This window comes from Paenibacillus sp. cl123 (assembly GCF_900101595.1).
In the GTDB taxonomy this organism is placed as follows: Bacteria; Bacillota; Bacilli; order Paenibacillales; family NBRC-103111; genus Paenibacillus_G.
This window is the reverse complement of record NZ_FMYY01000033.1, coordinates 1-26,152: the sequence shown is the minus strand read 5'-3', so window position 1 is coordinate 26,152 and position 26,152 is coordinate 1. Positions and strand designations below refer to the sequence as shown.

Here is a 26,152-nt window from a genome sequence, read left to right as displayed (position 1 = left end):
AGCTGTCGTGAAGGGAACGAGAAGGAAGCCGATCGTCGTGTATATCAACTGGGACGGCTTTGCCGATGCGTGGTATGAGCTCGTCAACCGCTCGTACGGCGGAACTCCGCATCTGAACGCCCTCTTGAAGGAAGGCGTACGGTTTACCCGGTCGGAGACAGGCATTCCATCGATCACGGGGGCTATGCAGCAATGCATAGCCTCCGGCGCTTGGCCTGCCGATACGGGCAATTGCTACCGGTACTACGATGTCAGCCGCAATCAGGTTATCCAGTTCGCCCGTCATAATGCGCTGGAGAATATCGCTGAGGCAGCTGTGCGCCACGGCGTTGCCGTCGCTTCGGTCAACGCGTGGTATTTCGAAAACCGCGGGACGAGCGAGGGCGATATCCGGCAGCCGTATATCCAATGTCCGCCGTACAGCAACTTCGCCGACCGGGTCCAGACGATCATCCGGCTCATCGGCGGCGAGCCTGTGATGACGGGCGACCGTCTGGTGACCTTCGAGGAGATGCCTCAGCTGCTCTCCGTTTATGCGGACGATATCGATACGGTGTCGCACAATGGACGGCCCGTTTACAACGGGATGCGGACGGCCGATACGCGGCAGATGTGGTACGACAATATCGCCGAAACGATTATGAGAATGGACGAAGCGCTCGGCTGGCTCGTCGAGGCGCTCAAGCGGCGCGGCGTCTATGACCGGACGACGATTGTGCTGACGACCGATCACGGTATGGCCTACTACGGCGCTCCGGACCGGGAGAGCGGCGCGTCTGCTGCGCCGGAGGCGATGAGCCGCCTCGCCGACCTGGCGGAGACGGTTGCCGAGGCGGGTCGCCGGGTCCGTGGCGAGCGGTACAAGGTCGAAGTGCTTTGCCGGGACGGCCAGCAGGCGCAGGACGATACGGAGATCGTTATAACCGTCGTCACGCTGCAAGCGCAGATTAATTTCCGCGTCGATGCGGATCAGGCAGCTTTGGATGAGATCGTCTCGGCTATCCGGGCGAAAAGCTACTATGGCACGCATCTGACCAAGGAACAGCTGCTGCGCAAGGGCGCAATGCCCGGCTTCGCCGATCTGCTCATCTCGCCGAAGCCGCCGTATCATATGTCCTGGGAGAAGCCGGAGCTGCCGAGGACCGTCGGAGCGAATCACGATTCGCTGGACCCGAATGTGCGGCGTATCTTCACGATGATGTCGGGGTCCGGCGTCATTCGCGGCGCGGAGTGCGACCGCCGGGTCCGGATTATCGACATCGCTCCTACGATCGCCAGGCTGCTCGGCTTCGAGGGACCGCAGGATGCGGTCGGCACGCCGCTGGACGAAGGGCTGCTGACCAGCCTCCGTGGGCCGGAGCTGCTGCTGTCGGCCGTTGCCGCTAAGCCGCTGAAGGAGGGCGGCGGCACGGCTGCCGTCATAACGGGCGTGACGGCGCCGCATGCCGTCATCCGCGTCAACCGCCGTAGAAGCGGCGAAGCCGGCGCGGACGGCGCGTTTGCGGTAAGATACCCGCTGGCGGACGGGCATAACCGGCTCGTGATCGAGGCGGAAGCGGACGGGAGAATCACCCGCCGCATCGAATATTACCTGTCTGGCGGGCAGGAGAGGGTGAAGGGGAAGGACAATGAGACTCTACATTATCCGGCACGGTGATCCGGATTATACGAACGATACGCTGACGGCCGACGGCCTGCTGGAAGCGGGAGCGCTGGCCGAGCGGCTGGCGCCGCTCGGGCTCGACTATATCTACAGCTCGCCGCTCGGCCGGGCGCTGGCCACGATGAAGGCGACGGCAGACCGGCTTGGCGCCGAGCATCGCGTGCTGGACTGGGCCAGCGAGATCACCGGGATGTATATGACGCTGGACGGCTACGGCACATTTGCGCCCTTTAATACGCCGGGGGAGCTGATCCTGGAGCAGGACCCGCCGCCGGGGGCGGAAGGCTGGCTCGCCCCGCCCTATTTCGCCGATGAGCGGCTGGCGGATAAAATCGCCGAGATCGGGCGCGGCTCGGACGAGCTGCTCCGGGAGCATGGCTACGAGCGGGTCGGCGGACGGTACCGCTGCGTCCGTCCGAATGGCGACAAGGTTGCCGTCTTCTGCCACGGGGGGCTGGGCCTGACCTGGCTGGCGCATCTGCTTCGGCTGCCGGTGCCGCTTGTCTGGTCCTCGTTCTGGCTGGCTCCTACGTCGGTCACAACGATCTTTATGGACCAGCGGAGTGAGCAGTGGGCTGTACCGCGCTGTATAGAGCTGGGAGATACGTCGCATCTTCATGCTGCCGGCATGCCGGTTAAGCTGCGGGGCATCTGGAAGGAAAGACTGGACAACCAGCTGGCGGCGGAGGAGTGACGGCCGCCGTAGATGGAACGGATGCGGCAGGGCAGATAGCGAGGCAGCGCATGCCGCTGATCAATCGGTCCGTTCATCGCATTGGCTACTTGCGCGGGTGCTTCCGATCGGTTCGCTAGGTGTTCAGCCCGTCGTTCGCAGGCAAGCGATGGCGCATGTCGAAGCTGTCTAAACGGAGATTTATAAGGCTAGTGTGGAAAAAGAACCGGGGGTTTTGGATGCGAATGTGAAGTTCCCATGAAATCCCCGGTTCTTTCGCACCTCGAAATTTGTTGAATTGGTTACAAGTTCAATTATGTCTTGAGAAGTCAATATATAATCCATATCGATTTGGCAATAAATGAATTGACAGATGATGGGATTCATGCTCAAATTTAATTGATTGTGTAATTTTAGATGTCGCGCTCCGTAGGGAGTGCGTGGATTGAAATAAATATTACTACGAGCATCTCAAGGAAAATCTGCCCGGTCGCACTCCGTATGGAGTGCGTGGCTGAATTACTGCATTGTCGATAAAAATTGAGTACATGGATTGAAGCATGAGGGACGCCGGCATGTACGGAACAGTCAATAGGCTAAATGTGGAGCGGTGTACCTACTCGGTAGGTGATTCTGGCGAGTTTGTTATTGAAAAGGAGAAGCACGCCAGACAACAGCTAGATCATATCGCGGCAGCTCTTATTTTGGGCATTTCTGGGCAAGCGCAGATCGTCCCAGACGATTCATGTCGGCATTTTGTGAGTTCACCGATGATTTCTTCATGGCTGATTCGTCTATAACTAGGAAGGCGCAAATAGAGGATCAACCAAACTCGAGGAGGAATAATCGATGACAGTCAAACTTACCCCGTACATTACTTTGGAGGGCAATACAAAGGAAGCAATCTCGTTCTATGAACAAGCTATCGGAGCGGAGGTTCTTTCTCTCATGACCTACGGAGATATGCCGGACATGCCGGATACGTTCACCGACAATCTGAGGGAGCTTGTGGCACATGCCAAGCTGCGAGTGGGCGAAGCTGAGCTCATGTTTTCAGATTCTCCCGGAGGATCGGCGGTTGAAGCCGGCAAAAGGGTGACGATCTGCATCACGACGAATGACGTGGAGCATTCCAGAAGAATCTTTGAGGCACTTAAGCAAGGCGGGCAAGTGAACCTGCCGTTTAGCGAGGAAACGTTCAGCCCGGGCTTCGGCGATGTGACGGACAAATTTGGCGTAACCTTTCAAATTTACACGGAAGTTTAAGCGGCTCCTTTTGTTGGGAGGGCTTCGGTGTACGGGGCAATGACCGGAAATTTGCATTTTCTTGTTCAGAGGACGACGGAAAAATAACAGGATGTTTGGGGAAATACATCACCGAGCGGTTGCATACCCTGGTGATGTATTTTGTCTGGTTCGAAAACAACGGGGACTCAACATCGTATTTCTTTAGCACAATGATTCAGCACTCCACATTCTGTCCTGTCCCCAGGTTGCTCTGGCTTGCACCGGGAAATGCCAAAACGGAATAAGCAACTAACTTTCCATGATTAAAAGCGCCGTAAACCTCACCTTCTCCACTAAAAATTCCTAGGAAATACTCTTCGTCGTCTCATTGCAAAAAGCTCCTGGGAAGGGAGCCGCGAAACAGCATCCACCATAAACGCCCATATGTCCTGTAATTCCAAAGTGATATAAACGACGTATCTCTAATGGGTAACCCGCTTTTGTACGCAAGACCTGAATCCTCCTTTTTACAGATGTGTGTTTACAAAGATTTTGTCATAAAACCACTGTTGGGATCGTCCGTATACTTGGCAAAGGGACGGCAGTATTCAAATCCGAATTGTTCGTATAAGGTTCTGGCCGCTTTGAAAGATTCCATAGATCCGGTTTCCAAGCTCAGCCGTCGATAGCCTTGCCGCTTGGCTTCCTCCATGATATGGGCGAGTAATTTTGAGGCGACACCCTTTCTAAGATGTCTCGCAGAAGTGCGCATTGATTTGATTTCCCCATGGTACTCATCCAGTGCTTTCAGAGCGCCGCAACCTAAGAGTTCGCCTTGTTCCCAGGCGCTCCAGAGGGTAATTTCCGGTGCTCTTAGTTCCTCCCACTTTAATGCATGTACACTTTCAGGCGGGGATTGTTCAAGCATGCTCTGTACATGCTCGCTAATCAGTGCGATGATTTCCTTTCCGGTCAAATCGTCAATTCTAATCTCCATACGATTCACTCCCATGATAAGCTAATAGTTCGATGTTAAACCTAAACCAAGGTTCGATCAATATAAAACGGAAAAAAATAACAAAAGCGTCAATTCCGAACGAGATTGGCGCTAATTTGTTAAGCAATCTGCACTTGCACCATCAGCGTCACTTCACCTTTGCCGGGCGCAGGGTAAGGAACTCTTTAATGGATGCGCGGAAAGGAATCCAACAAGCCCAGCCTGCGGAATTCGCGGGCCGGGCTCTATAGATACGTCGACCGTTCGTTTAGCCTTTCGGCCATCGATGGAAGTCCACATGGCGAATCATGGACGTAAACAGACTTGCCCACTGTTCAGCCGAAAGAGTAGCGACCGGTTGTTCGCGGTCGGCCTTGGCGATCCTCAACGAATGCTTCAACTGTGCCGGAGTGAAAATTCCCTTGAGCGCATGCGCCGTCATCAGGCGCGGCTCACGCAGCATACAAGCAGCGAAGACCGCGAAATACTTTCCTTTCCCAGCCGGGATCAACGGGCGATCTCTGCGGACAATCCGCATGATAGCGGCATCGACGCCGGGTGGCGGAGCAAAATGGGTGCGGGGAATGACAGCTATCATTTCGAGCCGGAAGTACATGCTCCATCGCAGCGGACGAGGTTCCAGATAGGTGTTCTGAGTAAATCTTCGGGCCGCTCCCTTTTCAACAATCAGAACACCGCTTTGTAACATGCTGCCTTCGGCACCAAGCAGTTTGTCCAGAATGTCCGTTGTAATTGAAAAAGGGATATTGGAGACAACACTAAAAGGTTCGGCGGGTAACCGTATTCTCCTTATATCGCCATGTATGATGCTAATATGCGGATAATTTGTTGCTTTGGTGCGAAGTGTTTGAACAAAGCCCGCATCGATCTCGACAGCAATTACTTTGCGGGAACGTTCGGCAAGCGGAAACGTAAGGTTTCCTTTGCCCGCACCGATTTCCAGCACGGTCTCGGTCGGCTGCAGACGCGCCATGTCGATGAGTTTTTTGATGGTGGCCGGATTGTGCAGCAAATGCTGCGCGGTGAAATTCGGCCCTGTTTTGTGTTTTCTTATCGTTCTATGCTTTTTGTCGTGTTTACGCATTTCGGATATCCTCCCGATTGTTTTTTCGCGACAACAAAAAAACGCAGGCTTATGCCTGCGGCGAAAAAACGGGAAGCGAGAGGTTGAGTGCGCATTCAAATAAACGGTTGTCGTAGTGCAAATACGGACAACCTTTTAATTGGAATTTCAGTTGCAAGGATGGATAACGTCAGAGGCTCGCTTCATCCTTTGCGAAGGAGCTCTTCGTTCATACTCGTTGTTACGCACGCAAAAAGAGACAGACGCGCTGTCCCCTGTTAGCCATCCAAGCAGCGGGATATCCTGAAATGGGCAGACCGATTCCGTTTTGCTCCACACGCAGGCAGAGCCTTTGTTCACTATGGAATTAGTGGGACAAAGTAACAAAACGCAATCTTCCGTAATTAACTGCACCCATAGTCAGGACAACCCTCCGTTCCTTAAAGTGAACCTATTGTAGCACAATCCGTCTGCAGTCACAACACGGAGTTAGGACGGAATGTTCATGGCGGTCTGAATATTTTTAAGATCGAGCTGAATTTGCTCCGGAATATGGTAGGGATGGTAGAGGCCCCGCTGCATCATATAGTTTGATATCTTTTCATGGGAGTCTATAGCTTCGTCGAGCTGTTTCATCAAAATTTGCTTGATTTCGGGGGTGACACATTCGGTCACGGCCATGGCGTAGTTTCTGACTCCGCTCTTGGCGTTCATCAACAAATCCATTGCGATCACTTCGTCGGTCAGCGTATGAAGCCCTGTCATGTGTTCCAATATTATGTTCATGTGATCTCCTTTTAGGTCAGGGTCGCTTTAGACAGCACTTCACTGAGCTCCTGAAGCTGCTGCTGTGAGAGTTGCACGTCTTGCTGCAAAATTTGTGTGAGCTCCGGGTCGGTTACCAGAGCTTGCATGGTTTTGGATTTGGTCATGCAAACGGTCTTGAACGCAGCAATTTCATGAACCTCCAGCGTCTCATGCAAGGCGTAATTGGCATTCATTCGGATCGTCCTCCCATGTATCTATCCCTATTCAAGGCTTTAAGATGACTTTGATGCAATTGTCCGTTTTCGTATCGAACACTTCATAGCCGCGCTTGGCCTCACTGAGCGGAATGACGTGCGTAACAATGTCTCCAGGGTCTACTTTGCCCGACGTAACCAGCTCGTACATATACGGCATGTAGTGAATGACCGGAGCTTGTCCGGAACGGATATTCACGTTGCGCTGCATGATGTCGCCGAGCGGAAATCCGTTATAACGTCCGCCGTATACCCCAGTGACTTGGATGGTCCCGCCTTTGCGGACAGCCTGAGACGCAATGATAAATGCGCTCATGGTGCCGCCTTGCAGCTTCAAACCGCTGGCCAGAAATTCGAGATCGCTCATCTTGCCGTCCATTCCTACCGCATCAATCACGACATCGGCGCCGCCTTTGGTCATTTCCTTGAGAGTGCTGCCGATATTTTTATCCTGTTCGAAGTTTACGATTTCCACATGATTTGTTCGCTTCGCATGCTGTAAGCGGTAATCGACATAGTCGACGGCGATGACCCGCTTCGCTCCCTTCAGCCAGCAGAATTTCTGGGCCAGAAGTCCGACCGGACCGCAGCCGAGCACGATGACCGTATCTCCATTCTTGACGCCGGCGTTATCTACGCTCCAAAATGCCGTCGTCATGGCATCGGCGATCAAGCTTAGCTTTTCGTCCGGTTGCTCGCAGTTTTCAGGAATCTTGAAGTGGGTGAAATTGGCAAACGGAACTCGTAAATACTCGGCTTGCCCCCCAGGGTAACCGCCGGTCGTTCCGGAGTAGCCGAAAAATGCGCCAATATCTCCGTGTTCGTTTGAATTGTCGCATTGGCTTTCCAGCTGATTCTTACAATAAAAGCATTCTCCGCACGCGATGTTGAAAGGGATGATCACCCGGTCGCCTTTCTTTACCTTGGTCACGCCGGGCCCCACTTCTTCTACGATTCCCATCGGCTCATGCCCGATGACATAGTTCTCCTGAAGGTTAGGGATCATCCCGTGAATCAGGTGAAGGTCCGAACCGCAAATAGCGGAACTGGTGACTCTTACGATCATATCGTCCGGTTTCTCAATCTTCGGATCCGGCACCTCTTTGACCACGACATTTTTAATCCCTTGGTACGTGACCGCCTTCATGCTTTATGTCCTCCCATATGTTCATCCGGGGTCCGATCAAACATCCCTTTACGCGACGTGTCATCCGGAAACAAATTCATCTGCCCGATCATCACCGTATTTTTCGCGGAAAGCTGGTCGAGCTGGTACTGTTCGTTCAGCTCGTACGGATGGAACCATTTTTTGCGAATCATGAGCTCCGTGATTTCTTGATGCAGCGCAATCCCCTGCATAAGATGACGGCGCAGCAGCGCTCTTACATCCGGAGAAGCCGTTTCCGTCAGGGCGATGGACAAATTTCGCACACCCTCCTTGGCACGAATAAGGAAGTCCATGGCAAAGGTCATATCCGCCATCTCCGGCATATTTAACGAATTAATCGGGTCTAAATAATCGGTGTTCATGGGCGCTCCCCTTTAATGTGTGATAGGTGTCGGGCTATTCGGAACAGGCGCTTGGAAGGGAGCTCTTGCGTAGATGGCCTGGAGCTCGGCGATCTGTTGGGTCGATAAAATGACGTCCTTCTGCATTAACGCTTTCAACTCCTGGTCAAAGACCAAGCCTTGCATAAGTTTAGACTTAGCGAGGCAGAGCGTTTTGAAGTTTAACGCTTCATGCAGTTCCATCGATTCGTGCGGCGCTAGTGTTGGCGAATTCATTGAGTAACTATCCCTCCTTTCTTTCATCAAAGTTAGACTTTCCTAAGCATTGGATCTTATACTAAAAATGGATTGCCGAAAAATGTGTCACATGAAGCATTGGGGTTCTACCCGTTATGTAATAAAGGCAAATTTTATGCGCGGCGCTAGGAAAGCTTGTAACCTTTAGCTTTGTGCCTGGCACCTGGTAGGTAGGGCGTAGATACAAAGGAGGTGCAGGAGAGATGCGGCAATGGATCGAAAGAGCGAGGCTTGGCGATCAGGAAGCATATGAACACATTGTTCGCCATTTTAAGGGAATGGCCCATACAGTCGCTTATGGAAAGTTAAGCGATCGGTTTTTGGCTGAGGATGCGGTGCAGGAAGCGTTCGTGGAGGCTTTCGCCAATCTGGCCAAATTACAAGATCCTGAGGCATTCCCGGGATGGTTTAAAACCATCGTTGAGCATCGATGCTATCGCTTCCTTCGCCGGAAAAAACAGGTCACGTTCCCGCTCGGAGAGGCAGTTGGCATACCTGCGGACGACAGCAGCGTGGAGTCGATTATTGAAACCAAAGAAAGGCAGGAGACGCTAATCCATTCTGTGGAATGCTTGCCTCCGCATTTGAAATTGGCGGTACAACTTTTTTACTTGCAAGGGTATTCGATCAAGGAAATATCAAGCTGCTTGGGATTGTCTGCTTCGGTATTGAAAAAGCGGCTTTTCGACGCTCGCCAAAAACTGAAAAGTTCGTTGCTAGTCTCCGACTTTATATCCATATTTAATGATTTGTATCAAGGGGGAGGAACCATGCTTCATATTGTGAACGGGGACCACGTGGGCAACAAGCTTAAAGAAGGAAATATCCGGGGAGATATCTTGGTCTGGAGGGAGATCTACTCGGTTGGACCGGTGTTCGAGAAGATGAACGGGCACAAGGAAAGGCTGTTCAGAGCGCAATATTTGGAACGGACTCTGGGGGTTCCCGCTTCCGACTTCATCAAGAATTGTGAATCGCAGGAGCAGGTCATCCGAAATTTCCACCAGTATGAAGAAGTGGTGATGTGGTTCGAGCATGATCTCTTCGATCAAACCATGTTGTGTTACTTATTGGATTGGTTCGCCAAGCAATCTGTGGGCACAACCCCCATCAATCTCTTGTGTATCGGGGATTATCCGGGGATTGACTTGTTCCGCGGGATGGGGCAGCTCTCAAGTGAGCAGTTGAAATCTTTGTCCGGCACGTGGAGCCGTATTGGAGAAAAGGAATTTGAACTAGGCAGCCGTATATGGAAGGCCTATACTTCCCCCAATGTAGAGGATCATATCGACATTTTGCAGATGGATACTGCTGTGCTGCCATTCGCCCGGGCGGCTTTCACCCAACATGCGGCACGTTTGCCTTCACCGGATAATGGATTGGGGATCGTAGAGCAAACCACGTTGGAATTCGTAGACAAAGGTGTGCATACATCTCATAAGTTATTTCAGGAAGTCGGCAAGCTGCTGCATTCATTAGGAATGGGAGATTTGGAATTCTGGTATCGGCTTAGAACGATGTCCGCCGGGCCGAATGCCCTCTTGGAACTTAGAACTCCGACAGCATCCAGCAGCGATTCGGCCGTTGCATTAACAGAGCTGGGAAGGGCGGTGTTGTCCGGCGAGAAAGATTGGCTAAGGGAAAAAGAGATGGACGAGTGGTATGGGGGCCTGCATCTTGGAAAAGAGATGAATTGGCGCTGGGATCGGACAAGAGAACGGTTGGTCTATACGTAAAGCAATTACGGAAACACGTTGAAATAATCGAAATAGACCATAATTTGGGAGGTTACCCGCACATGGAAAACGATTCGTATCCGTCTAACCTTGTTATCCGAAGCGCAGCCGTCGACGATGTCGATAAGCTGCGCGACATTTTTCGCCGTGCGTCACTGACTGTCGATGGCTACCGCGATCTTATGGCGGCTCATCCCGAGTGGCTGGTGTGGGACGACGCGATGCTGCCGTACGCGCGTGTCGCTGTTGCTGCCGGGCGGATCGTCGGCTTTGCGTCGGCACGTCCCGTTGATGATTTCCTCGAACTTGAGGATCTGTTCACTGATCCTGACTGGATGCGCCAAGGCGTCGCGAGTCGTCTGATCCAAGACATCGCGCGTCGCGGTGTGCGTATAGAAGTGACCGCCAACCCGCATGCGATAGGATTTTACGAATCTGTCGGCTTCGTCGTCAGCGGCGTCGCCCACACAGAGGGCGGGACGGCGCCGCGAATGCGCCGCGACGCTAACTAGGGGAGCTGAATATGTCTGAACATGTAAACGGGGGCGATGAGCTTGTCGTTGGCTATACGTAGGGCTACCGCCTTGATGGCGGTCAACCGGGGATGATCCGGTGCGATCTGCGCCAGAAGCATGTCTGAGAGAGGGTTCGACTTCCGTTTCGTCCCCCTTTCTGGGATTGAGAGGGTATACCAAAGAGCACCCGTGCGAGGCCGCGCGAGAGTGCTCTTTGGTATGAATGCCCGCTGATCTCATTCCAAACCGGTTGCTGCCCGAGGTTCATCTCGGCTGGTCCCCGGACATTTGTTTGCGCGCACCGAGAGCGCTATATTCTCGCTGCCGTGACATATCCCATCTTCACGGAGATGCGGTCGGCGACTTCGATAAGGATGCCGGCCAGCTCGCGCTCCCGCTCGGGCAGGCGGATTTCGGACAGAGGGCCCGACAAGCTGATCCCCGCCACCACCTTGCCGCTTCTTCCCCGGAGGGGCGCTGCCATACAAGCCCGGCCGAGCGCGAGCTCCTCCAGTTCCATGGCGTAGCCGTGGGTGCGGACCCGTTCCAGCTCCAGCAGCAGAGCGCTTCGGTCGGTAATCGTCCGATCTGTATAGGCGGTCAGCTCGATCTGGTCCAGCAGCGTTTCCGCCTCGCTGCGGTCGAGATGCGCCAGGAGAACCTTGCCGATGCCCGTGTTGTACAGCGGATTGCTCCTCCCCAGCAGCGTATACATCCGCGGCGAGCGGTGACTGTCCACATGCGCCAGATAAAACATATGCTTCGACTTCAGCACGGCCACGTTCGCACCGAGTCCGAGCCGCCGCTCCAGGTCGAATAGCTCGGGAAGCGCGAGCTTACGGATTTCGGAGTTGTTCAGCGCGATGCCCCCAAGCGTAATGATCTGATGCCCCAGGCGGTAAAACCCGCTGAATTCGTCCTTTTCCACATAACCCAGGCTCACCATCGTCGCCAACAAGCGCGAGACGTTGCTCTGCGTCAAACTCAGCTTTTTCGAAAAGTCGATCACTCGAAGCTCCGGCTGCTCATCGGAGAAGCAGGATAAAATAGCCAGCGCCCGGGTCACGCTCTGCGTGATCATCGGATTCGCATTATCAGACTTCATTAGGACCCATCCCTCGCGTGTATTATCCCCTCATTATACCTTATATCGTTCGAAAATTCTCATGGCTCCTCTCGCGCTAAGCCGGTCCGATTCTCCGCGTATAGACGAACTATCTTTGCAGTCGTACCGGAATCGATTACGAATATTTTCAGGATAAACCCGTAAAACAGAATTTAATATTATATTGTAATATATACATTCGTATTATAAAATGTCATTGTTCAGTTTGCAATCATTTTTGCTGGAATAGGAAGCATTTGAGAGGGGGAACGCCATACAACTAACCGGGATGGAAAGGAGAAAATCGAGCTGGCGCTGGAATGGAAGGAGCGCGGCTTCCAGCTGATCAAGCTGCATCCGGGGCTTCGGCGTTCAGGAGGGTTTTACCGGCTGCGGAAAGCGCAAGAGTATTATTTTCTATAGAAGGAGCGATTGTGATATGGCACAAACACACCAAGCGTTGAAAGGCGTATATCCGATTCTGGCCACCCCCTTTACGGAAAAGGGCGAGGTGGATGAGCAAAGCTTGCGCGAGCTCGTCCGCTTCCAGCTGGCGGCGAAGGTGAACGGCATCGCCCTGTTCGGCAATGCGAGCGAGATGTACACGCTGCTGGACCGGGAACGGGAGATGATAGCGGAAATCGTCATGGACGAGGTGAAGGGGCAAGTTCCGCTCGTGTTCGGCAGCGGACATACGGGTCTGGAAGGCGCGGTTCAACTGAGCAAATGGGCACAGAAGGCCGGCGCGGACGCCCTGATGGTGCTTCCCCCCTACATGGTAAAGCCGGACGGCAAGCGGATGATCGAATATTTTGCCGCGGTCGCGAAGGCGGTCGACATCCCGATCATGCTGCAGGACGCACCGATTGCAAGCGGCGTCACGATCCCGGTGCCCACGATGGCGAAGCTTGCTAAAGAGTACGAGAATATTGCTTATGTGAAGGTGGAGGCTCCGCCGACGACGGTGAAAATAACGGAGGTGCTCGAGCAGTCGGAGGGGCGCCTTACGGTATTCGGCGGCTTGAACGGCATGTACTATTACGAAGAGTTGTGCCGAGGCGCGGTCGGCACGATGCCGGCGTGCGAATTCCCGGACGCTTGCGTGGACATTTATCAAAAATTCATCTCCGGCGACAAGGATGGAGCCAGAGAGCTGTTTTTCCGCTACCTGCCTTTCATCCGTATCGGAACGGTCGCGGGTTTCGCGATGGCCGTACATAAGGAGGTACTGAAGGCGGGAGGCGTCATTCAATCCGCTTACGTGCGAAACCCGAACGCCCCGATTGACGACATCCTGCGCAGCGAAGTATTCGATACCTTGAAGGGATTAGACCCGTTAGTGTTGAAATGGAAACGTTAACAACGATAATTCCAATGGAACGGAGTGGCTGACGATGCTGTTAGCGGGCAGAAAGGCGCTCATTACGGGTGCGGCAGGGAATTTAGGCAGGGCGATCGCCGAACGGTTCGCTGCCGAGGGCTGCGCCGTATGGATTGCGGACCTGAACGGTCCGGCGGCTGCGGCTGCGGCGGAAAGCTTGAACCGGCGCGGTTATCGCGCGGAAGCCGTCGTCATGGATGTGACGGACGAGGAATCGGTGAAGCAGGCGTTCGCAGCCATCGATGCTTTGGATATTTTAGTCAACAACGCCGGCAGAACCCGAGGAGGCTTCGTGGAGCATGTTTCGCTCCAGGAATGGAACGACATCCTGAATGTCAATCTGACATCCGTCTTCCTCTGCAGCAAATACGCGATGCCGCTTCTAAGCCGGTCGGAAGCCCCGGCGATCGTGAGTATATCATCCATTAATGCGCTTCGAGTGAATCCGGGTTTCCCGGCCTATGCGGCGGCGAAAAGGGGCATCCTCGCCTTGACGGAGCAGCTCGCGATCGAAGGCGCCCAATACCGGATCCGGGCGAACTGCGTCTCGCCGGGATGGACGCCGAGCGAGGCGAAGCAGCGAGAGCGCGAGAACGACGCCGGCTTCAACATCGATCGCGACTGCTATCCGCTGGGCCGTCTCGGGCTTCCGGAGGATGTGGCGAATGCCGTCCTGTTCCTCGCCTCCGACTTGTCCGCCTTCGTGAACGGCGTCAACTTGCCTGTTGACGGCGGCATGACGCTGCTGGCGACGACCGGCCTGATTCGTCCCGATCTGCGGAAGCGCTGGAGGAAGGGCGTCTACAAGCTGGAGGCGGAGGAATAACGGCCTATGAACCACTATCGAATCGATTGGATGGAAAAAGAAGGGGAGTCTGTCTGCCGGCTTATTGATGAAGCTGCGGGGGCGACGGCGGACTTGCTGCCCGGCTTCGGGATGAACATCATCCGCTACGTCTCGGGAGGGAAAGACGTCGTGCTGCAGCCCCCGTCCATGGCGGAACTCCGAAAGACTCCGTTCCGCTACGGCATTCCGGCGCTCAGCCCGCCGGGCAAGACGAGCAACGGCTCATACGCGTTTCGCGGCGTGGAGTACCGGCTTCCGCTTCGAGACGGAGGGCATAATCTGCACGGGGTAATCGGCGCCTTGCCTTGGCGGATCGAATCGCAGGGAGCGGATTCGGAAGACGGAGCTTATCTTCAAGCGAGCTATACCTGCCGGGACGATGGCCTGCAATTCGCAGCGTATCCGGCAGATCTGGAATTTACCGTAACGGTGCGCCTGAAGGAGGGGGAGCTCTCGCTTGAAGGCGTCGTGGGGAACGCGGGAAAGCAGTTCGCCCCCTTCTCGCTCGGCTATCACCCTTATTTCTGCTGCGACCTTCGCCGCACCGTTCTCAAGCTGCCGGCCTTCGCCCAGTGGCCTATGGCCGGCGGCGGTCCCGCCGCGCTGCCGGAGGAGACGGCGCTATCCGCCTCGCTTCGGGAAGGAGTGGCCGTCTCCGGTGTCGAAGGCAATCTTCACTACCTGCAATGCGGCCGCTCCGACGTTTCGGGGCGCAGCGAGCCGTATGTTTGCACACTGGCCGACAGCGGGAGCAGCCGGCGGATTCATTTTCAGACGGACGGGTTGTTTGCCGTGATGGTGCTGTTTCTGCCGAATTGGGGAGAAGCCGTATCGTTGGAGCCGCACACTTGTATTCCGGATGCCTTCAACCTGCCGTGGGCTGCGTCCGAAACCGGGGCAGGCGAGCTGGCCCCCGGGCAACAAATACGATTCGGATGGCGCATTCGCGTCGAGAACGGCGCATCCGTATAAGGAGGATTCCGATATGAAGGTTACTAACATAGAAGTATATATCGTGAAGCTGCGGCCGACGGGGCCGGTCCAAACGGCGGGCAAGAGATTCATTACGCCGGATTATTTCGTTGCCGACAGCAACAAGCGCTCTTGCGTATACTCCGTCAATTCGGAGACCGTCTTCGTGAAGGTGTCGACCGACGAAGGCATCGCCGGCTGGGGGGAAATATTGGCGCCGACGAATCCGGAAGTTGTGGCGACGATTCTCAAGCATCATCTGGCGCCGATGGCGCTCGGCCAAAATCCGATGCAAAATCAAGTGTTGTGGGACCGCATGCTGGATACGCTCCGCGAGCGCGGGTATACCGGCGGTTACCTGGTCGATGCGATGGCCGGGCTCGACATTGCGTTCTGGGACATTAAAGGGAAGGCGCTCGGACAGCCGGTCTATATGCTGCTAGGCGGCAAATACCGCGATAAGCTGCGATGCTACTGCTCCAGCGTGCCGGGGGCGGATGCGAAAGAACGTCTCGAGCATGTCATCCGGCTCAAGGAGGAAGGCTTCGACGCCATTAAGTTCCACACGTTCGGCAAGGGCAAGAAAGCCGATCTGGAGGGGCTGTACGCGATTCGCGGCGAGTTCGGCCCGGACGAGATGGATTTGATGCTGGACGCCCACGGGAAATATACGCACTCGGAGGCGTATACGGTCGGCCGGGCGCTCGGCGAGCTGGACGCCATCTTTTTCGAAGCGCCCATTACGTTCGAGGACCGGGAAGGACACCGCAAGCTGGCGGAGGCGATCGATACGGCCGTCGCCGTCGGCGAGCCGCTGCGTACGATCTATACGTTCAAGGAGTGGATCGCCTCCGGCGCCGTGGAGGTGCTGCAACCGGATATGGGCCGGAACGGGATTACGGAGATGATGCGGATCGCCCACCTGGCGGAGGCGTTTCACCTCACGTTTGCGCCGCATCTGAGCGCGCATCAGGCGGTCGGCCACGCCGCCTCGATTCATGTATCAGCGGCAATCTCGAATTTCCTGATCTACGAATACCAGCCTAACGCCTTGCAGAGAAGCGCTCCATACTCCAACGCTTCCTTCCGTCTGGAGAAGGGGCATATCGTCGTTCCGAACGATCCGGGACTTGGCGTCGAGATCGACGAGCAGGCGATGCGTGGGGCGGTTACCGAATATTTCGAGGTAAAAGCCTGAAAATTTGCCTCAAGCTGGCATGATCCCAATTGAAATCGGAGGACTGACATGAAGGATACGGCATATCGAGTTTTGATCGTAGACGATGACGAGGAGGTCCGCAGCGGGCTGACCGAGATCGTGGATTGGAAGCGGTGCGGTTTCCGGGTGGCGGCCGTCCTGAAGGACGGGGCGGAGGCGATTCCGTACCTCGCGGAGCATCAAGTCGACGTCGTTCTCTCGGATATCCGCATGACGTTCATGTCGGGCCTGGAGGTTGCGAAGCATATTTACGAACATCGGATTCCCGCCAAGATAGTTCTAATCAGCGGCCATCAGGAATTCGAATTGGCGAAGGAAGCGCTCCGGTATAACGTGCAGGAATATTTGCTCAAGCCGACGGATCTGGACGAGGTATACCGGGTGTTCGGGGTCTTGAAGGAGCAGCTGGATGAGGAGCGGGCGGCGCTCAACCGGCTGGCGATGGATAAGGAAATGTGGAGTCAGATGATGCGATACTTGAAGGAGCGGTATTTGCCTCATCTGCTGTTCGACACCCATGCGGACGAAGAGGAGATCAGGAGGCAGTTCGAGATGATCGGGCTCAATATCGATCCCAAGACATGCGCCTGCGCTCCTGTCCGTATTTCCTGGCCGTCCGCCTCCCCGCCGGATGCCGTGCAGCGCGCCTTGCTGCGCAGCTTGTCGGAGCATGTCTCGTCCGTTGCGCTTCTGCCGTTCGAGCAGGCTTCGAATCCGCTCATGATGCTCGCGATTTGCGTCGACACGGAACGCTGCGAGCTTGCCGGCGAAATCGACCGCATGCTCTCGCAAGCGGCGTCGCGCCTGCGGACCTTGCTTGGGCTTGCGATCGAATGGCAGGCGGATTCCGAATCCCGCGGTCTGAGCGAGTTCTTGGAGGAGCACAGAACCTTGCGCCTCCAGACGAACCCGCTGCCGAACGCGCGGCTGCAGCAGTGGAAAGCGGAGAAACAGCGATGGTCCGACTATTTGCAAGCGGAACGGTACGAGGATGCGGGGCGTCTGCTGGAGCAGACGCTGGCGACCTATGGCGGGGAATCGATCGATACGGTCAAATCCCTGCTCATTCAACTGTTTGGCAGCAGGGATGAGGTGTTCGCAGCGGACAGCGGCAGCAACCGGCTGATGCAGCTGTGCAAATCGGAGGACATGGACGAAATCCGGCATATCGGCTTGTCGCTGCTGCAGGAGCTGAGCGGCAGAGAAGCGGGCGGTCAAGCGGAGGCGGAACGGAAGGTCATCAAGCAAGCGAAGCAATTCGTGAAAGCGAACGCCGGTAGCGAGATCATGCTGCAGGATGTGGCGAACCATGTCTACTTGAACCCGGTTTACCTAAGCCGCTTGTTCAAGCTGGAGACCGGGATGAGCTTCTCCGATTACGTGACGGAAACCCGGATGAGTCAGGCTGCGCAGCTGCTGCGGGACACGAATTTAAAAATTTACGAGATTTGCGAAAAATCCGGCTATAAAGACGTGAGGCATTTCTACAAGCTGTTTAAGCAGTATGCGGGATGCTCGCCAAGCGAATATCGGGAACGAGCCGACTAAGCGGCCGCATGTCAGGAACGGATCGATCTTTGGGAGGGGCCAATGAGAAGAAGACCAACCGTATGGACGTATATCCGGAACTACAAGTTTAACAGCATCTTTATCAAAAATTTCATCGTCGTGTTTGTCCTCCTGATGGTCCCCTTGGCGTGCGTGCATTATCTCGTATTCGATTATAACGACTCGACGCTGCGGGAGGAGGTTGGCCGCGCGAACGCCGGCGAGCTTACCCGGATCCGCGATACTGTGGACATCATTATGGCAGAAGCGGAAAGTCTCGGTATCCGTCTCGGCTCCGCCGCGGACGTCGAGCTGTTTCTGGCGGAAAATAAGATCGAATATCCCCTTTCCTATTCTACGATATCAAGATTTCGAAGAATTCAAGAGATGCTCGGGACTTCTATTTTAACGAATCCCTATGTGGAAACGATCCACATCTACTCCCGCAACGGACAGAACGAGTATTTGCTTTCTCCGTCGAACGCAGGGGCGTTGGACAAGTTCGAGCACCGATGGTGGTTCGATGAGTATGTGTCGAAGAAGGACGAGCATAACTTTTGGATCAGCACTCTGCAGAAGCCGGTTCAGGATACGAGTCCGATAGAGCATAAACTTGTCCTGTTCCGCAAGCTTTCGACCGGCGGCGGGAGCAAAGAGGGCTTGCTGACCGTGACCATCGGCGCCAAACAGCTGACGCCTCTGCTGAAGGAGATCACGCCGGAGCAAGAAATCTACATTCTGGATCGGGAAGGAAACATCGTTTATACGCAGGATCAGCGTTTCATTACCGAATCCATCGAGCTGCATCATCCGGAATTGCCGCATCCGATAACGGGAATGTCGTTTTCCGGCATTATCCGGCATGAGGGCAGCGACCGAATCGTCTCTGCCGTTCCATCCTCCCGCGGCGCATGGACCTATCTGTCCATCGTGCCTTTGGAGCGCTTTGAATCGAGACAGAATCAGCTTCGTTCGTTCATTTACCTTCTGGTCGCGATCGGGGTCGGCTCCAGCTTCCTGATTGCCTTTCTGATAACCGTACGGACGTACCAGCCGATCCAGGGCATTTTGCACTTGCTCGAAAGCAGTCATCCCCCGATGAGAGACTTTAAGAGCAAAGCGTCCGCGGCCGCCAATGAGATTAAATATATCGCGGCGACGATTATGGAATCTACGGAGCAGAAAAATGAGATGGAGCAGGAACTTCAGCGCCGGTACGAGATGATGAGCAAGGCGCAAGGCATCGCGCTGCAGGCGCAAATCAATCCCCACATGCTGTACAATACGCTGGAAGCTATCAATTGGAAGGTCATGAGGCTGACGAACGGCAAGAATGAAGCGTCCGTCATGATTCAAGCGCTGTCTCAATTGCTGCGGCTCAGCTTGTCGACAGGCGAAAACATCATTCCGCTAAGGGCGGAGATGGAGCATGCCCGGATGTATGTGGAGGTGCAGCAGCTTCATTTCAAGGAGAAATTAGAGGTCATCTGGAAAATTAACGGCAGCATCCTCGACTATTTGACGGTCAAGCTTACCTTGCAGCCGATTATCGAGAACGCGATTTATCATGGAATCAAGCCTTCCGCGAGGCCGGGTGTCATCAGTATTATCGGATATGAGGAGACGGAGTGCGTCGTCCTGAAAATCAAAGACAACGGGGTCGGAATCAGCCAAGCGGTGGCGGACAAGATCAATCAAGAGCTTCGATCCGAAGAAATTAAGGAAAACGCTCATATTGGGCTCAGCAACGTCAATCACAGAATCCGTCTTATCTTCGGGGAGAACTACGGCATTCGCATTTTGGGCAAAGAAGGAGAAGGGACGATCGTCGAATTGCGAATCCCGAAACGGCTGTAAGTTGTCGGTACCTCACCAAATGTAAAAAACGACCCACCTCCTTGAAAGCGTATCCAATAAAGCGTTTACATCCTCTCACTATTTGTAGTTTGAGAGGAGTTTTTATTTTTACCCGCGGATTATATACTGAAGCCTATCAAGCCCGGATCCAAATCCCTTGAAGGAAGGAGAGGTTGCAGCGTGGCGCAATCCAGTACCGAAATCGATGGCTATATTCAGCCTTATCGAGCCGTTGCGGTGAAAAAAGAAAGCTTTCTAAAGTATGTTGTCAAAAATAAGTGGCTGTATATCTTTCTGATTCCCGGTCTATTGTACTTTCTCATCTTCAAATACGTTCCGATGTTCGGTATCGTAATCGCTTTCAAAGACTTGAGCATCGCAAAAGGGATTTGGGGCAGCGAATGGATCGGCTTTTCCAATTTCGAAACGTTGTTTTCGTCCTCCCACTTCCTGAGAGTATTAAGGAACTCGCTTCTGCTTAGCGCGTACCAGATCATTTTCGGGTTTCCGGCGCCGGTCATTCTGGCTCTGATGCTGAACGAAGTGAGGATCATGGCGTTCAAGCGCGTCACGCAGACGATTTTATATTTGCCGCACTTTATTTCCTGGGTTGTGCTCGCCGGCATCGTCATTAACTTCCTTTCGCCGACGGCGGGCATCGTGAACCAGATTGTGACGGCGTTCGGGCACGAGCCGATCAAGTTTTTGCAGGAGCCTCAGTACTTCAGAAGCATTATCGTCAGCGCCGAAATTTGGAAGGGAGTCGGCTGGGGGACGATCATTTATTTGGCCGCGATGACGGGCATTGATCCGACGCTGTACGAATCGGCCAAGATCGACGGCGCCTCGCGGATGCAGCGTATCTTCTACATCACGATCCCGGGCATCGCGACGACTGTTATCATCATGCTGCTGCTGAACCTCGGCAACATTTTGGACAACGGCTTCGAGCAAGTATTCCTGCTGTATAATCCGGTCACTTACGAGACGGGCGATATTTTCGAGACGTACACATACCGGATCGGCTTGCAGGACGGGCGGTTGTCCTACGCTACGGCGGTCGGATTGTTCAAGAGCGTGGTCGGATTTATGCTGATCATCTCGGCGAATTACGCGGCCCGTAAAATAAGCGGAAAGTCCATCTGGTAGGAGGAAAGCGAATGCGGCTCAAATTCAGTTTGTTCGATACCGTCAACAACACGCTCGTCACGCTCGTCACGCTGCTGATGCTGTACCCGTTCCTGAACGTATTCGTCGTGTCCATCAGCGGCTACGGCGCTTTCGTGGAAAATCCGATGCGCATCTGGCCGAAGGATATTTCATTCGAAGCGTACCGCGAGATCGTGAAGCATCCGGTGCTGTGGTCCAGTTATTTGAACACGATTATCGTTACCGTCTCCGGCGTGCTGATCGGCATTGTTCTCTACATTCTTACCGCGTATCCGTTGTCGAAGAAGCACCTCAGAGGCCGCGGCCTCATTATGGTAGCTATCGTATTCACGATGCTCTTCAACGGCGGTCTCATCCCGAATTACTATTTGATGCGCGAGCTCGGACTGATCAATACGCTGGCCGCTCTCGTGGTGCCGGCGCTGCTCACCGGCTTCAACCTGATCTTGATGAAGACGTTCATGGAACATATTCCGGAGGAGCTGGAGGAAGCGGCTCGTATGGACGGCGCGTCCGACCCCTACATTTTATTCCGCATCATCGTCCCGTTGTCGGGTCCCATCATCGCGACGCTTTGTTTGTTTTCGGCCGTAGGCTACTGGAACAACTTCTATAACGCAATCGTGTATATCCGCGATGTGACGAATTGGCCGCTGATGCTGTTTTTGCGCGAAATTATCGAAGGGTCCAAGCTGAACACGATAGCGGGAGGTAACGCCGCGGAAGCTATGGATATCAACATTATGCCTGTCACCCTTCAATATGCGACGCTGATGATCGTCATGATCCCGATCCTGTGCGTCTATCCGTTCCTGCAAAAATATTTCGTGAAAGGCATCATGCTCGGTTCGGTGAAGGGCTGACCTATTCGGTTCGATAGTAGAGGCCGCGGCCTTTATTATAAATTAAAAACATGAGGGGAGTACGACAATGAGGGGTTCATTCAGAAATACGCTGAGCATCGGATTCGTAACGACAATGCTCCTGCTGTCCGCTTGCTCCGGGGGCGGCGCGGGAGTCGGGGAGCCGGGCGCACCCGGTCCGGGGGAGTCGTCAAAAGGCGGGACGCCTGCTGCATCCGGCCCGGCCGATAAGTCGAAGCGGGTGACGATCAAGATTATGGCCAATTTCAGTGAGGCGAATATTACGCCTGCGGACAAAGCATTGTTCGACAAGCTCAAGGCGGCGCTGAACGTCGATCTGGAGTGGGTCGTCCCGCCGTCGACGGGGTACAAGGAGCAGCTTCAGCTATCGCTCGTCTCCGGGGATTATGCGGATCTGGTCATGTTCCCTTCCGAGACGGACGAGACGTTCCTCAACGCGGTGAAGGAAGGCATCGTCATTCCGGTAAACCCGTATCTGGATCAATTGAAAAATATCAAGCAGCACACGTATGACATTTCTTGGGAAGCCCTGGAAACGAATCGCGATGGCAAAATTTACGGCGTCCCGCGCACGTCGGTCGCCCGCAACGACGGCTTCATCATCCGTGAGGATTGGCTGAAAAATATCGGCTTCAAGATGCCGGAAAACCGCGAGGTGACGATCGATCAATTCACGGAAATTTTGCGCAAGTTTACGTTCGAAGATCCGGATAAAAACGGGAAAAACGATACGTACGGATTTGCGGGGTATCTGAACGGGAGCAAGATGATCGACCCGATCCTCTCGTCGCAATTCGGAAACCTCGGGTGGCAGAAGTCGACCGGCGGCGAGTTCGAATACATGACGCCGATGTACGACAAAAACAATACGAAGATCTACAAAGACGTGCTCGCCTATACGCAGATGGCGTTCAAAGAGGGCTTGGTCGATCCGGATTCGCCCGTTATCGAGCGTTCGGCTTCGATAGAACGGTTTGAACGCGGAATCTCAGGCATCCGGTATGAATTCTCAGGCAATATGACCGGCTCCGAAACAAGAGGCAAAAAGATCAATCCGAACACGGATATTGAGTATATTTTCATTCAGGACCGCGAGGGCAAACTGAAGGGCGCAGCCTACGGAACGGCGACGTTCGGCGTATGGGGCGTAACGAATAAAGCGAAAGAGCCGCAGCGCGCTTTGGAAGTGCTTGACTGGCTGTTGTCGGATGAAGGCTGGAACATGGTCAAATACGGCGTTGAGGGTGTCGAATACAACATGGTGAACGGAGAGCGGCAGTACAATCCCGATGCGAAGGCGCCTTGGAGAAAGAACATTGTCCGAAGAGCGAATGACGGCGACTTTTTTATCCCCACTAATCTGCCGGAAAAGGAACGTCAGCAGATTAAAAGGTGGGTGGACCGGTCGATCGAGACCGTCGTGTTTTCGCTGGATAAAGGGTACATCCCTCCGGCGGCGAAAAAACCGGAATACATGGATTTCAAGCTGATCTGGGACGAAACGATTACCAAAATTATGATCGGGGAGCTGCCGGTTGACGAATTCGACAAGCTGCTGGCGCAATGGTACAAGAAGGGAGGCGAGGAATACGTCAAGCAAATGAACGAGTACATCAAGAGCACACAGAAGTAAATGCGGCGCTCGTTCGGTCCGCTGCCGCTTGCGCAAGCGGCGGCGGACTATGTACCGTTGGAGAACATATTTAACCAAGTGAAGGAGGAATATGGTGAGAAAGGTTTTGACGTTGTTTTTGGCGGTATGCCTGGCTATCTCTTGGCTGCCTGCAGCCCCCGCTTTGGCCGAGGAGGATCAGCACTCGGAGATGCAGCATTTTTTTATCCCCCCATTATCTTTCAAGTCATTCGGTTCGTGGACGCTGAACGGGGACTATATGACCGGGCGCACAGACGGAACCGGCGGGACGAACGGAGTTCCGGCGATCGCCGAGGTCGTCATCACGAAGCCGGGAAATTACAGATTGTGGGTTCGTGACCGGGATTACGCGACCAACCAGCCGGGGAAACGGTCGTTCCATGCATCGGTTGACGGTGTCATGTCCAGTGAGAAGCTCGGCGACCACGGGATGGAAGGCTTCCGCTGGTCGCAGGTTGGCGTTTATTCGTTGAACGCAGGGGTTCATGAGCTTGCGCTGTGGGACACCTCGGGATTTTATGCCAGAAGCGAAGGTTTTTTTCTGACGGAGGATTTAAATATGGTTCCACCTGAAGATAAGGGGCAGCTGCTTGAAATTGTTCAGCCTCGGCATCCGTTCGACGAACTGCCGTCCGCCGAATTCCCCGCCTGGGCAAAGCAGAACATTCCGCCTATTGAATCCGCTTCCATCGAAAACGATTCCGTAAAGGTCGTTTTCCACCGCGGGGTGGGCGACCACGGCAGCCTTGTGCAAAATGAAATTTTCGTCAAGGACGGCGGAGCATGGGTGCAGGTGAAGGGGAAAACGGAGGAACTCGGTTTTCTGATGATGGCTGCGCTAAATAGCGAATTCGCCCGCGAGAGCGGTCAATTCACGCTCGTGCGGCAGACCATCGAGATAGGGGGCAGGGCGGTTACCTCGTATACGGGAGACTTCTTCAAGACCGGCGTGCCGGTATGGTTTATTCCGTCGGACTTCGAGAAGCTTGATGACGATACCGTCGTGCTGACGTTCCCGAACACGGAAGCGAATCTGCAGGTGACGTTTAAATTGGATGCGCTTGCAGACGATCCGAAGGTGACGCTGAACGCGCAGTTCCCGCAGGCGGGGGCGTATTCCTTCATGCTGTTCAGCGGGGACGGCGTTGACGCTCAGGCGTTTGATACGGTGACCGCGCCGCTGTTGTATGTGAAGAAGGCGGTGCCTAAGGATTCCAGCATGCTTCCGGAAAGTTATTTGTTTACGCCGATGGCGACACTTCATTTCAACGAAGGGCAGTCGAAGGCGCCCGGCCGGCAGCTGACCTCCGGCGTTGCCATGGACCCGGCGAGCGTGCCGCAAGGGTTCTCGTATCCCGATACGTCCACGTTCGGGTTTGTGCTCCGCGACCAGCAGAGCAACGTAAAGCCGCAATTGGTCGCGCCCTTGTTCGGAGCGGAGAGCAGCTTCTTTGACAGCGGCGACAGCTACGAGGTGAGCTACCGGATCGTCAACCGCTTCAGCTCCTGGTACGATACGCTGACGCATGTGTCGGAGAATTTGTTCAACTTTTCGGATATCCGGACGAACTACTTCCACTCACTTAACGAAGCGATCTACAACGCGACGGATTTGATGATGGATGACGATTACGGCGGCTGGGACCCGGTCAACATGGCTCATTACAATATGGAGGAGCGGCATCTGACGACGGTGTCCAATGCGATGACGGCTGTCCAGCGCTATTTGCTGACGGAGAACGAAGAGATTCTCGACGAGCGGGCCGCGCCTACGTTAGCGTATATGCTCAGCAGGCTGCGCTATCATTTCAAGGCGACGAACAGCTCCGGCGGCGGGAACTATGTGCCGGAGAAGCCCTCACCGATGGGCGGGCCGGTCGAGAATTATTCGGCGAGCGTCTACGGCGGCTTGTATGAGATGACCCAGGGTCGCATGCCGTTCCTGATGGATACGGCCATCCAGACAGCCAAGGAAACCGGAAATTTGGCCGGCGTCACCGATCAGGCGGCGCTTCATAAATATACCGGGGATGCGGACTATCTGGTTAAGCTGAAGGCGCTGGCGGATTACTATCTGGAGAATCATCCGAATGCGCCGGCCAAACGCGAGCAGCAATTTGTAAGCGGCTTTATCTACGGCGATTATATTCCGATGGTGACGACATTCCTGGCCGCTTATGAGGCAACCGGCGAGCAGAAGTACCTGGACGCCGCAGAAGATAGCGCGCGGCTGCTCGCTACCGGTGTCTGGACGACCGGCTACCACGACGATTACGCGGCAACCGATTACACGGTAGACCCGGTTGCAACGGCGGAACGGCCGCTTGTCGCCGATCGCTTTACGTTCTGGTGGCACGGCGACAAGCAGTGGCGGCTGGGCAATCCGGACGGGTCGGCATTGCCGCCGCAGGTGGCGGGACCGCCTCTGCAGCAGGAGACGGCGCCGGGCTGGCTGATCGCCAAAGCGGGGATGGGCACCGAGCACCCGCGGACGCCGGGACACGGCAACGTCATCACGATGAACAACTGGGCGGGCATGCTGGTCAAGTTGTCGCAATATACGGGCGATCCGTATTTCGAAACGATGGCGCGCAATGCGATGATCGGCCGATTCGGCAACTATCCGGGCTACTACCAGGATAGGGCGATCTTCCACCAGATGAAGGCGGATTACCCGTATACCGGTCCGGATTATACGTCGATCTACTGGCATCATATTCCGGTCTTCATCTCCATGCTGGAGGACTTCCTGATCAACAGCGCCTGGTCGAAGTCCGAGCGGCACATCGAAT

The 26,152-nt window shown here is 54.6% G+C and carries 23 protein-coding genes; 15 read left to right on the top strand and 8 right to left on the bottom strand.

Annotation, left to right across the window (positions count from 1 at the left end):
- Nucleotides 1-7 precede the first annotated feature (7 nt).
- The 3 genes from BLR08_RS28725 to BLR08_RS28715 all read left to right on the top strand — a co-directional run bounded on the left by BLR08_RS28725 (nucleotide 8) and on the right by BLR08_RS28715 (nucleotide 3,602).
- The gene (locus tag BLR08_RS28725) at nucleotides 8-1,657 is read left to right on the top strand and encodes an alkaline phosphatase family protein (RefSeq protein ID WP_072337687.1); all 1,650 of its coding nucleotides are present in this window, start codon (nucleotides 8-10) and stop codon (nucleotides 1,655-1,657) included.
- Nucleotides 1,629-2,357 carry a histidine phosphatase family protein gene (locus BLR08_RS28720; RefSeq protein WP_072337689.1) on the top strand — a complete coding sequence of 243 codons (729 nt, stop codon included), beginning with the start codon at nucleotides 1,629-1,631 and terminating at the stop codon, nucleotides 2,355-2,357. Before BLR08_RS28725 ends, BLR08_RS28720 begins: the two co-directional genes overlap by 29 nt.
- 828 nt (nucleotides 2,358-3,185) lie before the next feature.
- The gene (locus BLR08_RS28715; protein WP_072337693.1) at nucleotides 3,186-3,602 is read left to right on the top strand and encodes a VOC family protein; all 417 of its coding nucleotides are present in this window, start codon (nucleotides 3,186-3,188) and stop codon (nucleotides 3,600-3,602) included.
- A 502-nt stretch (nucleotides 3,603-4,104) separates the two neighbouring features.
- Here the strand turns inward: BLR08_RS28715 and BLR08_RS28710 are convergent.
- From BLR08_RS28710 to BLR08_RS28680, 7 genes are all read right to left on the bottom strand, one after another.
- Entirely contained in the window at nucleotides 4,105-4,560 is a 456-nt protein-coding gene (locus BLR08_RS28710) for a GNAT family N-acetyltransferase (RefSeq protein ID WP_072337695.1), read from the bottom strand.
- 268 nt (nucleotides 4,561-4,828) lie between these two features.
- A complete protein-coding gene (gene erm / locus BLR08_RS28705) occupies nucleotides 4,829-5,665 on the bottom strand; it encodes a 23S ribosomal RNA methyltransferase Erm (RefSeq protein WP_072337697.1) in 837 nt (278 codons plus the stop codon).
- Between the two features lie 468 nt (nucleotides 5,666-6,133).
- Nucleotides 6,134-6,430, bottom strand: a complete 297-nt coding sequence (locus BLR08_RS28700; protein WP_072337700.1) for a spore coat protein — start codon at nucleotides 6,428-6,430, stop codon at nucleotides 6,134-6,136.
- An 11-nt stretch (nucleotides 6,431-6,441) separates the two neighbouring features.
- Nucleotides 6,442-6,645 carry a hypothetical protein gene (locus tag BLR08_RS28695; protein WP_072337702.1) on the bottom strand — a complete coding sequence of 68 codons (204 nt, stop codon included), beginning with the start codon at nucleotides 6,643-6,645 and terminating at the stop codon, nucleotides 6,442-6,444.
- Between the two features lie 31 nt (nucleotides 6,646-6,676).
- On the bottom strand, nucleotides 6,677-7,813 hold the full coding sequence (locus tag BLR08_RS28690) for a zinc-dependent alcohol dehydrogenase (protein ID WP_072337704.1): 1,137 nt from the start codon (nucleotides 7,811-7,813) through the stop codon (nucleotides 6,677-6,679).
- Nucleotides 7,810-8,196: a spore coat protein gene (locus tag BLR08_RS28685; protein ID WP_072337706.1), complete on the bottom strand. Its 387-nt coding sequence runs from the start codon at nucleotides 8,194-8,196 to the stop codon at nucleotides 7,810-7,812. Before BLR08_RS28685 ends, BLR08_RS28690 begins: the two co-directional genes overlap by 4 nt.
- Before the next feature lie 12 nt (nucleotides 8,197-8,208).
- A complete protein-coding gene (locus BLR08_RS28680) occupies nucleotides 8,209-8,451 on the bottom strand; it encodes a spore gernimation protein GerQ (protein ID WP_072337708.1) in 243 nt (80 codons plus the stop codon).
- A gap of 224 nt (nucleotides 8,452-8,675) precedes the next feature.
- Here BLR08_RS28680 and BLR08_RS28675 point away from each other — a divergent pair, with 224 nt between their 5' ends.
- Nucleotides 8,676-10,208, top strand: a complete 1,533-nt coding sequence (locus tag BLR08_RS28675; protein ID WP_072337710.1) for a sigma-70 family RNA polymerase sigma factor — start codon at nucleotides 8,676-8,678, stop codon at nucleotides 10,206-10,208.
- Between the two features lie 62 nt (nucleotides 10,209-10,270).
- The gene (locus tag BLR08_RS28670; RefSeq protein ID WP_072337712.1) at nucleotides 10,271-10,720 is read left to right on the top strand and encodes a GNAT family N-acetyltransferase; all 450 of its coding nucleotides are present in this window, start codon (nucleotides 10,271-10,273) and stop codon (nucleotides 10,718-10,720) included.
- Between the two features lie 313 nt (nucleotides 10,721-11,033).
- On the opposite strand, the gene BLR08_RS28665 is transcribed toward BLR08_RS28670, so the two are convergent.
- The gene (locus tag BLR08_RS28665) at nucleotides 11,034-11,828 is read right to left on the bottom strand and encodes an IclR family transcriptional regulator (protein WP_072337714.1); all 795 of its coding nucleotides are present in this window, start codon (nucleotides 11,826-11,828) and stop codon (nucleotides 11,034-11,036) included.
- A gap of 439 nt (nucleotides 11,829-12,267) precedes the next feature.
- On the opposite strand from BLR08_RS28665, the gene BLR08_RS28660 reads away from it, so the two are divergent.
- From BLR08_RS28660 to BLR08_RS28615, 10 genes are all read left to right on the top strand, one after another.
- Entirely contained in the window at nucleotides 12,268-13,188 is a 921-nt protein-coding gene (locus BLR08_RS28660; RefSeq protein WP_072337716.1) for a dihydrodipicolinate synthase family protein, read from the top strand.
- 34 nt (nucleotides 13,189-13,222) lie between these two features.
- Nucleotides 13,223-14,035, top strand: a complete 813-nt coding sequence (locus BLR08_RS28655; protein ID WP_072337718.1) for an SDR family NAD(P)-dependent oxidoreductase — start codon at nucleotides 13,223-13,225, stop codon at nucleotides 14,033-14,035.
- A gap of 6 nt (nucleotides 14,036-14,041) precedes the next feature.
- Entirely contained in the window at nucleotides 14,042-15,028 is a 987-nt protein-coding gene (locus tag BLR08_RS28650; RefSeq protein ID WP_072337720.1) for an aldose 1-epimerase, read from the top strand.
- 13 nt (nucleotides 15,029-15,041) lie between these two features.
- Nucleotides 15,042-16,226, top strand: coding sequence for a mandelate racemase/muconate lactonizing enzyme family protein (locus tag BLR08_RS28645; RefSeq protein WP_072337722.1), 1,185 nt, complete (start codon nucleotides 15,042-15,044; stop codon nucleotides 16,224-16,226).
- Between the two features lie 48 nt (nucleotides 16,227-16,274).
- Entirely contained in the window at nucleotides 16,275-17,795 is a 1,521-nt protein-coding gene (locus BLR08_RS28640) for a helix-turn-helix domain-containing protein (RefSeq protein ID WP_072337724.1), read from the top strand.
- Nucleotides 17,796-17,837: 42 nt separating this feature from the next.
- Nucleotides 17,838-19,652 (top strand): cache domain-containing sensor histidine kinase, encoded by a 1,815-nt coding sequence (locus tag BLR08_RS28635; RefSeq protein ID WP_072337726.1) that lies wholly within the window; start codon nucleotides 17,838-17,840, stop codon nucleotides 19,650-19,652.
- Nucleotides 19,653-19,832: 180 nt separating this feature from the next.
- Nucleotides 19,833-20,801 carry an ABC transporter permease gene (locus BLR08_RS28630; protein WP_090586593.1) on the top strand — a complete coding sequence of 323 codons (969 nt, stop codon included), beginning with the start codon at nucleotides 19,833-19,835 and terminating at the stop codon, nucleotides 20,799-20,801.
- A gap of 11 nt (nucleotides 20,802-20,812) precedes the next feature.
- The gene (locus BLR08_RS28625; protein WP_072337728.1) at nucleotides 20,813-21,685 is read left to right on the top strand and encodes a carbohydrate ABC transporter permease; all 873 of its coding nucleotides are present in this window, start codon (nucleotides 20,813-20,815) and stop codon (nucleotides 21,683-21,685) included.
- A gap of 67 nt (nucleotides 21,686-21,752) precedes the next feature.
- A complete protein-coding gene (locus BLR08_RS28620; protein WP_072337730.1) occupies nucleotides 21,753-23,339 on the top strand; it encodes an extracellular solute-binding protein in 1,587 nt (528 codons plus the stop codon).
- Between the two features lie 94 nt (nucleotides 23,340-23,433).
- A partial coding sequence (locus tag BLR08_RS28615) for a glycoside hydrolase family protein (RefSeq protein ID WP_143014487.1) occupies nucleotides 23,434-26,152 on the top strand: 2,719 nt, incomplete at its 3' end.

Coding starts and splice junctions, on each gene's coding strand:
- BLR08_RS28720 (WP_072337689.1), top strand. CDS start 1,629: ATGAGACTCTACATTATCCGGCACGGTGATCCGGATTATACGAACGAT.
- BLR08_RS28715 (WP_072337693.1), top strand. CDS start 3,186: ATGACAGTCAAACTTACCCCGTACATTACTTTGGAGGGCAATACAAAG.
- BLR08_RS28710 (WP_072337695.1), bottom strand. CDS start 4,560: ATGGAGATTAGAATTGACGATTTGACCGGAAAGGAAATCATCGCACTG.
- erm (WP_072337697.1), bottom strand. CDS start 5,665: ATGCGTAAACACGACAAAAAGCATAGAACGATAAGAAAACACAAAACA.
- BLR08_RS28700 (WP_072337700.1), bottom strand. CDS start 6,430: ATGAACATAATATTGGAACACATGACAGGGCTTCATACGCTGACCGAC.
- BLR08_RS28695 (WP_072337702.1), bottom strand. CDS start 6,645: ATGAATGCCAATTACGCCTTGCATGAGACGCTGGAGGTTCATGAAATT.
- BLR08_RS28690 (WP_072337704.1), bottom strand. CDS start 7,813: ATGAAGGCGGTCACGTACCAAGGGATTAAAAATGTCGTGGTCAAAGAG.
- BLR08_RS28685 (WP_072337706.1), bottom strand. CDS start 8,196: ATGAACACCGATTATTTAGACCCGATTAATTCGTTAAATATGCCGGAG.
- BLR08_RS28680 (WP_072337708.1), bottom strand. CDS start 8,451: ATGAATTCGCCAACACTAGCGCCGCACGAATCGATGGAACTGCATGAA.
- BLR08_RS28675 (WP_072337710.1), top strand. CDS start 8,676: ATGCGGCAATGGATCGAAAGAGCGAGGCTTGGCGATCAGGAAGCATAT.
- BLR08_RS28670 (WP_072337712.1), top strand. CDS start 10,271: ATGGAAAACGATTCGTATCCGTCTAACCTTGTTATCCGAAGCGCAGCC.
- BLR08_RS28665 (WP_072337714.1), bottom strand. CDS start 11,828: ATGAAGTCTGATAATGCGAATCCGATGATCACGCAGAGCGTGACCCGG.
- BLR08_RS28660 (WP_072337716.1), top strand. CDS start 12,268: ATGGCACAAACACACCAAGCGTTGAAAGGCGTATATCCGATTCTGGCC.
- BLR08_RS28655 (WP_072337718.1), top strand. CDS start 13,223: ATGCTGTTAGCGGGCAGAAAGGCGCTCATTACGGGTGCGGCAGGGAAT.
- BLR08_RS28650 (WP_072337720.1), top strand. CDS start 14,042: ATGAACCACTATCGAATCGATTGGATGGAAAAAGAAGGGGAGTCTGTC.
- BLR08_RS28645 (WP_072337722.1), top strand. CDS start 15,042: ATGAAGGTTACTAACATAGAAGTATATATCGTGAAGCTGCGGCCGACG.
- BLR08_RS28640 (WP_072337724.1), top strand. CDS start 16,275: ATGAAGGATACGGCATATCGAGTTTTGATCGTAGACGATGACGAGGAG.
- BLR08_RS28635 (WP_072337726.1), top strand. CDS start 17,838: ATGAGAAGAAGACCAACCGTATGGACGTATATCCGGAACTACAAGTTT.
- BLR08_RS28625 (WP_072337728.1), top strand. CDS start 20,813: ATGCGGCTCAAATTCAGTTTGTTCGATACCGTCAACAACACGCTCGTC.
- BLR08_RS28620 (WP_072337730.1), top strand. CDS start 21,753: ATGAGGGGTTCATTCAGAAATACGCTGAGCATCGGATTCGTAACGACA.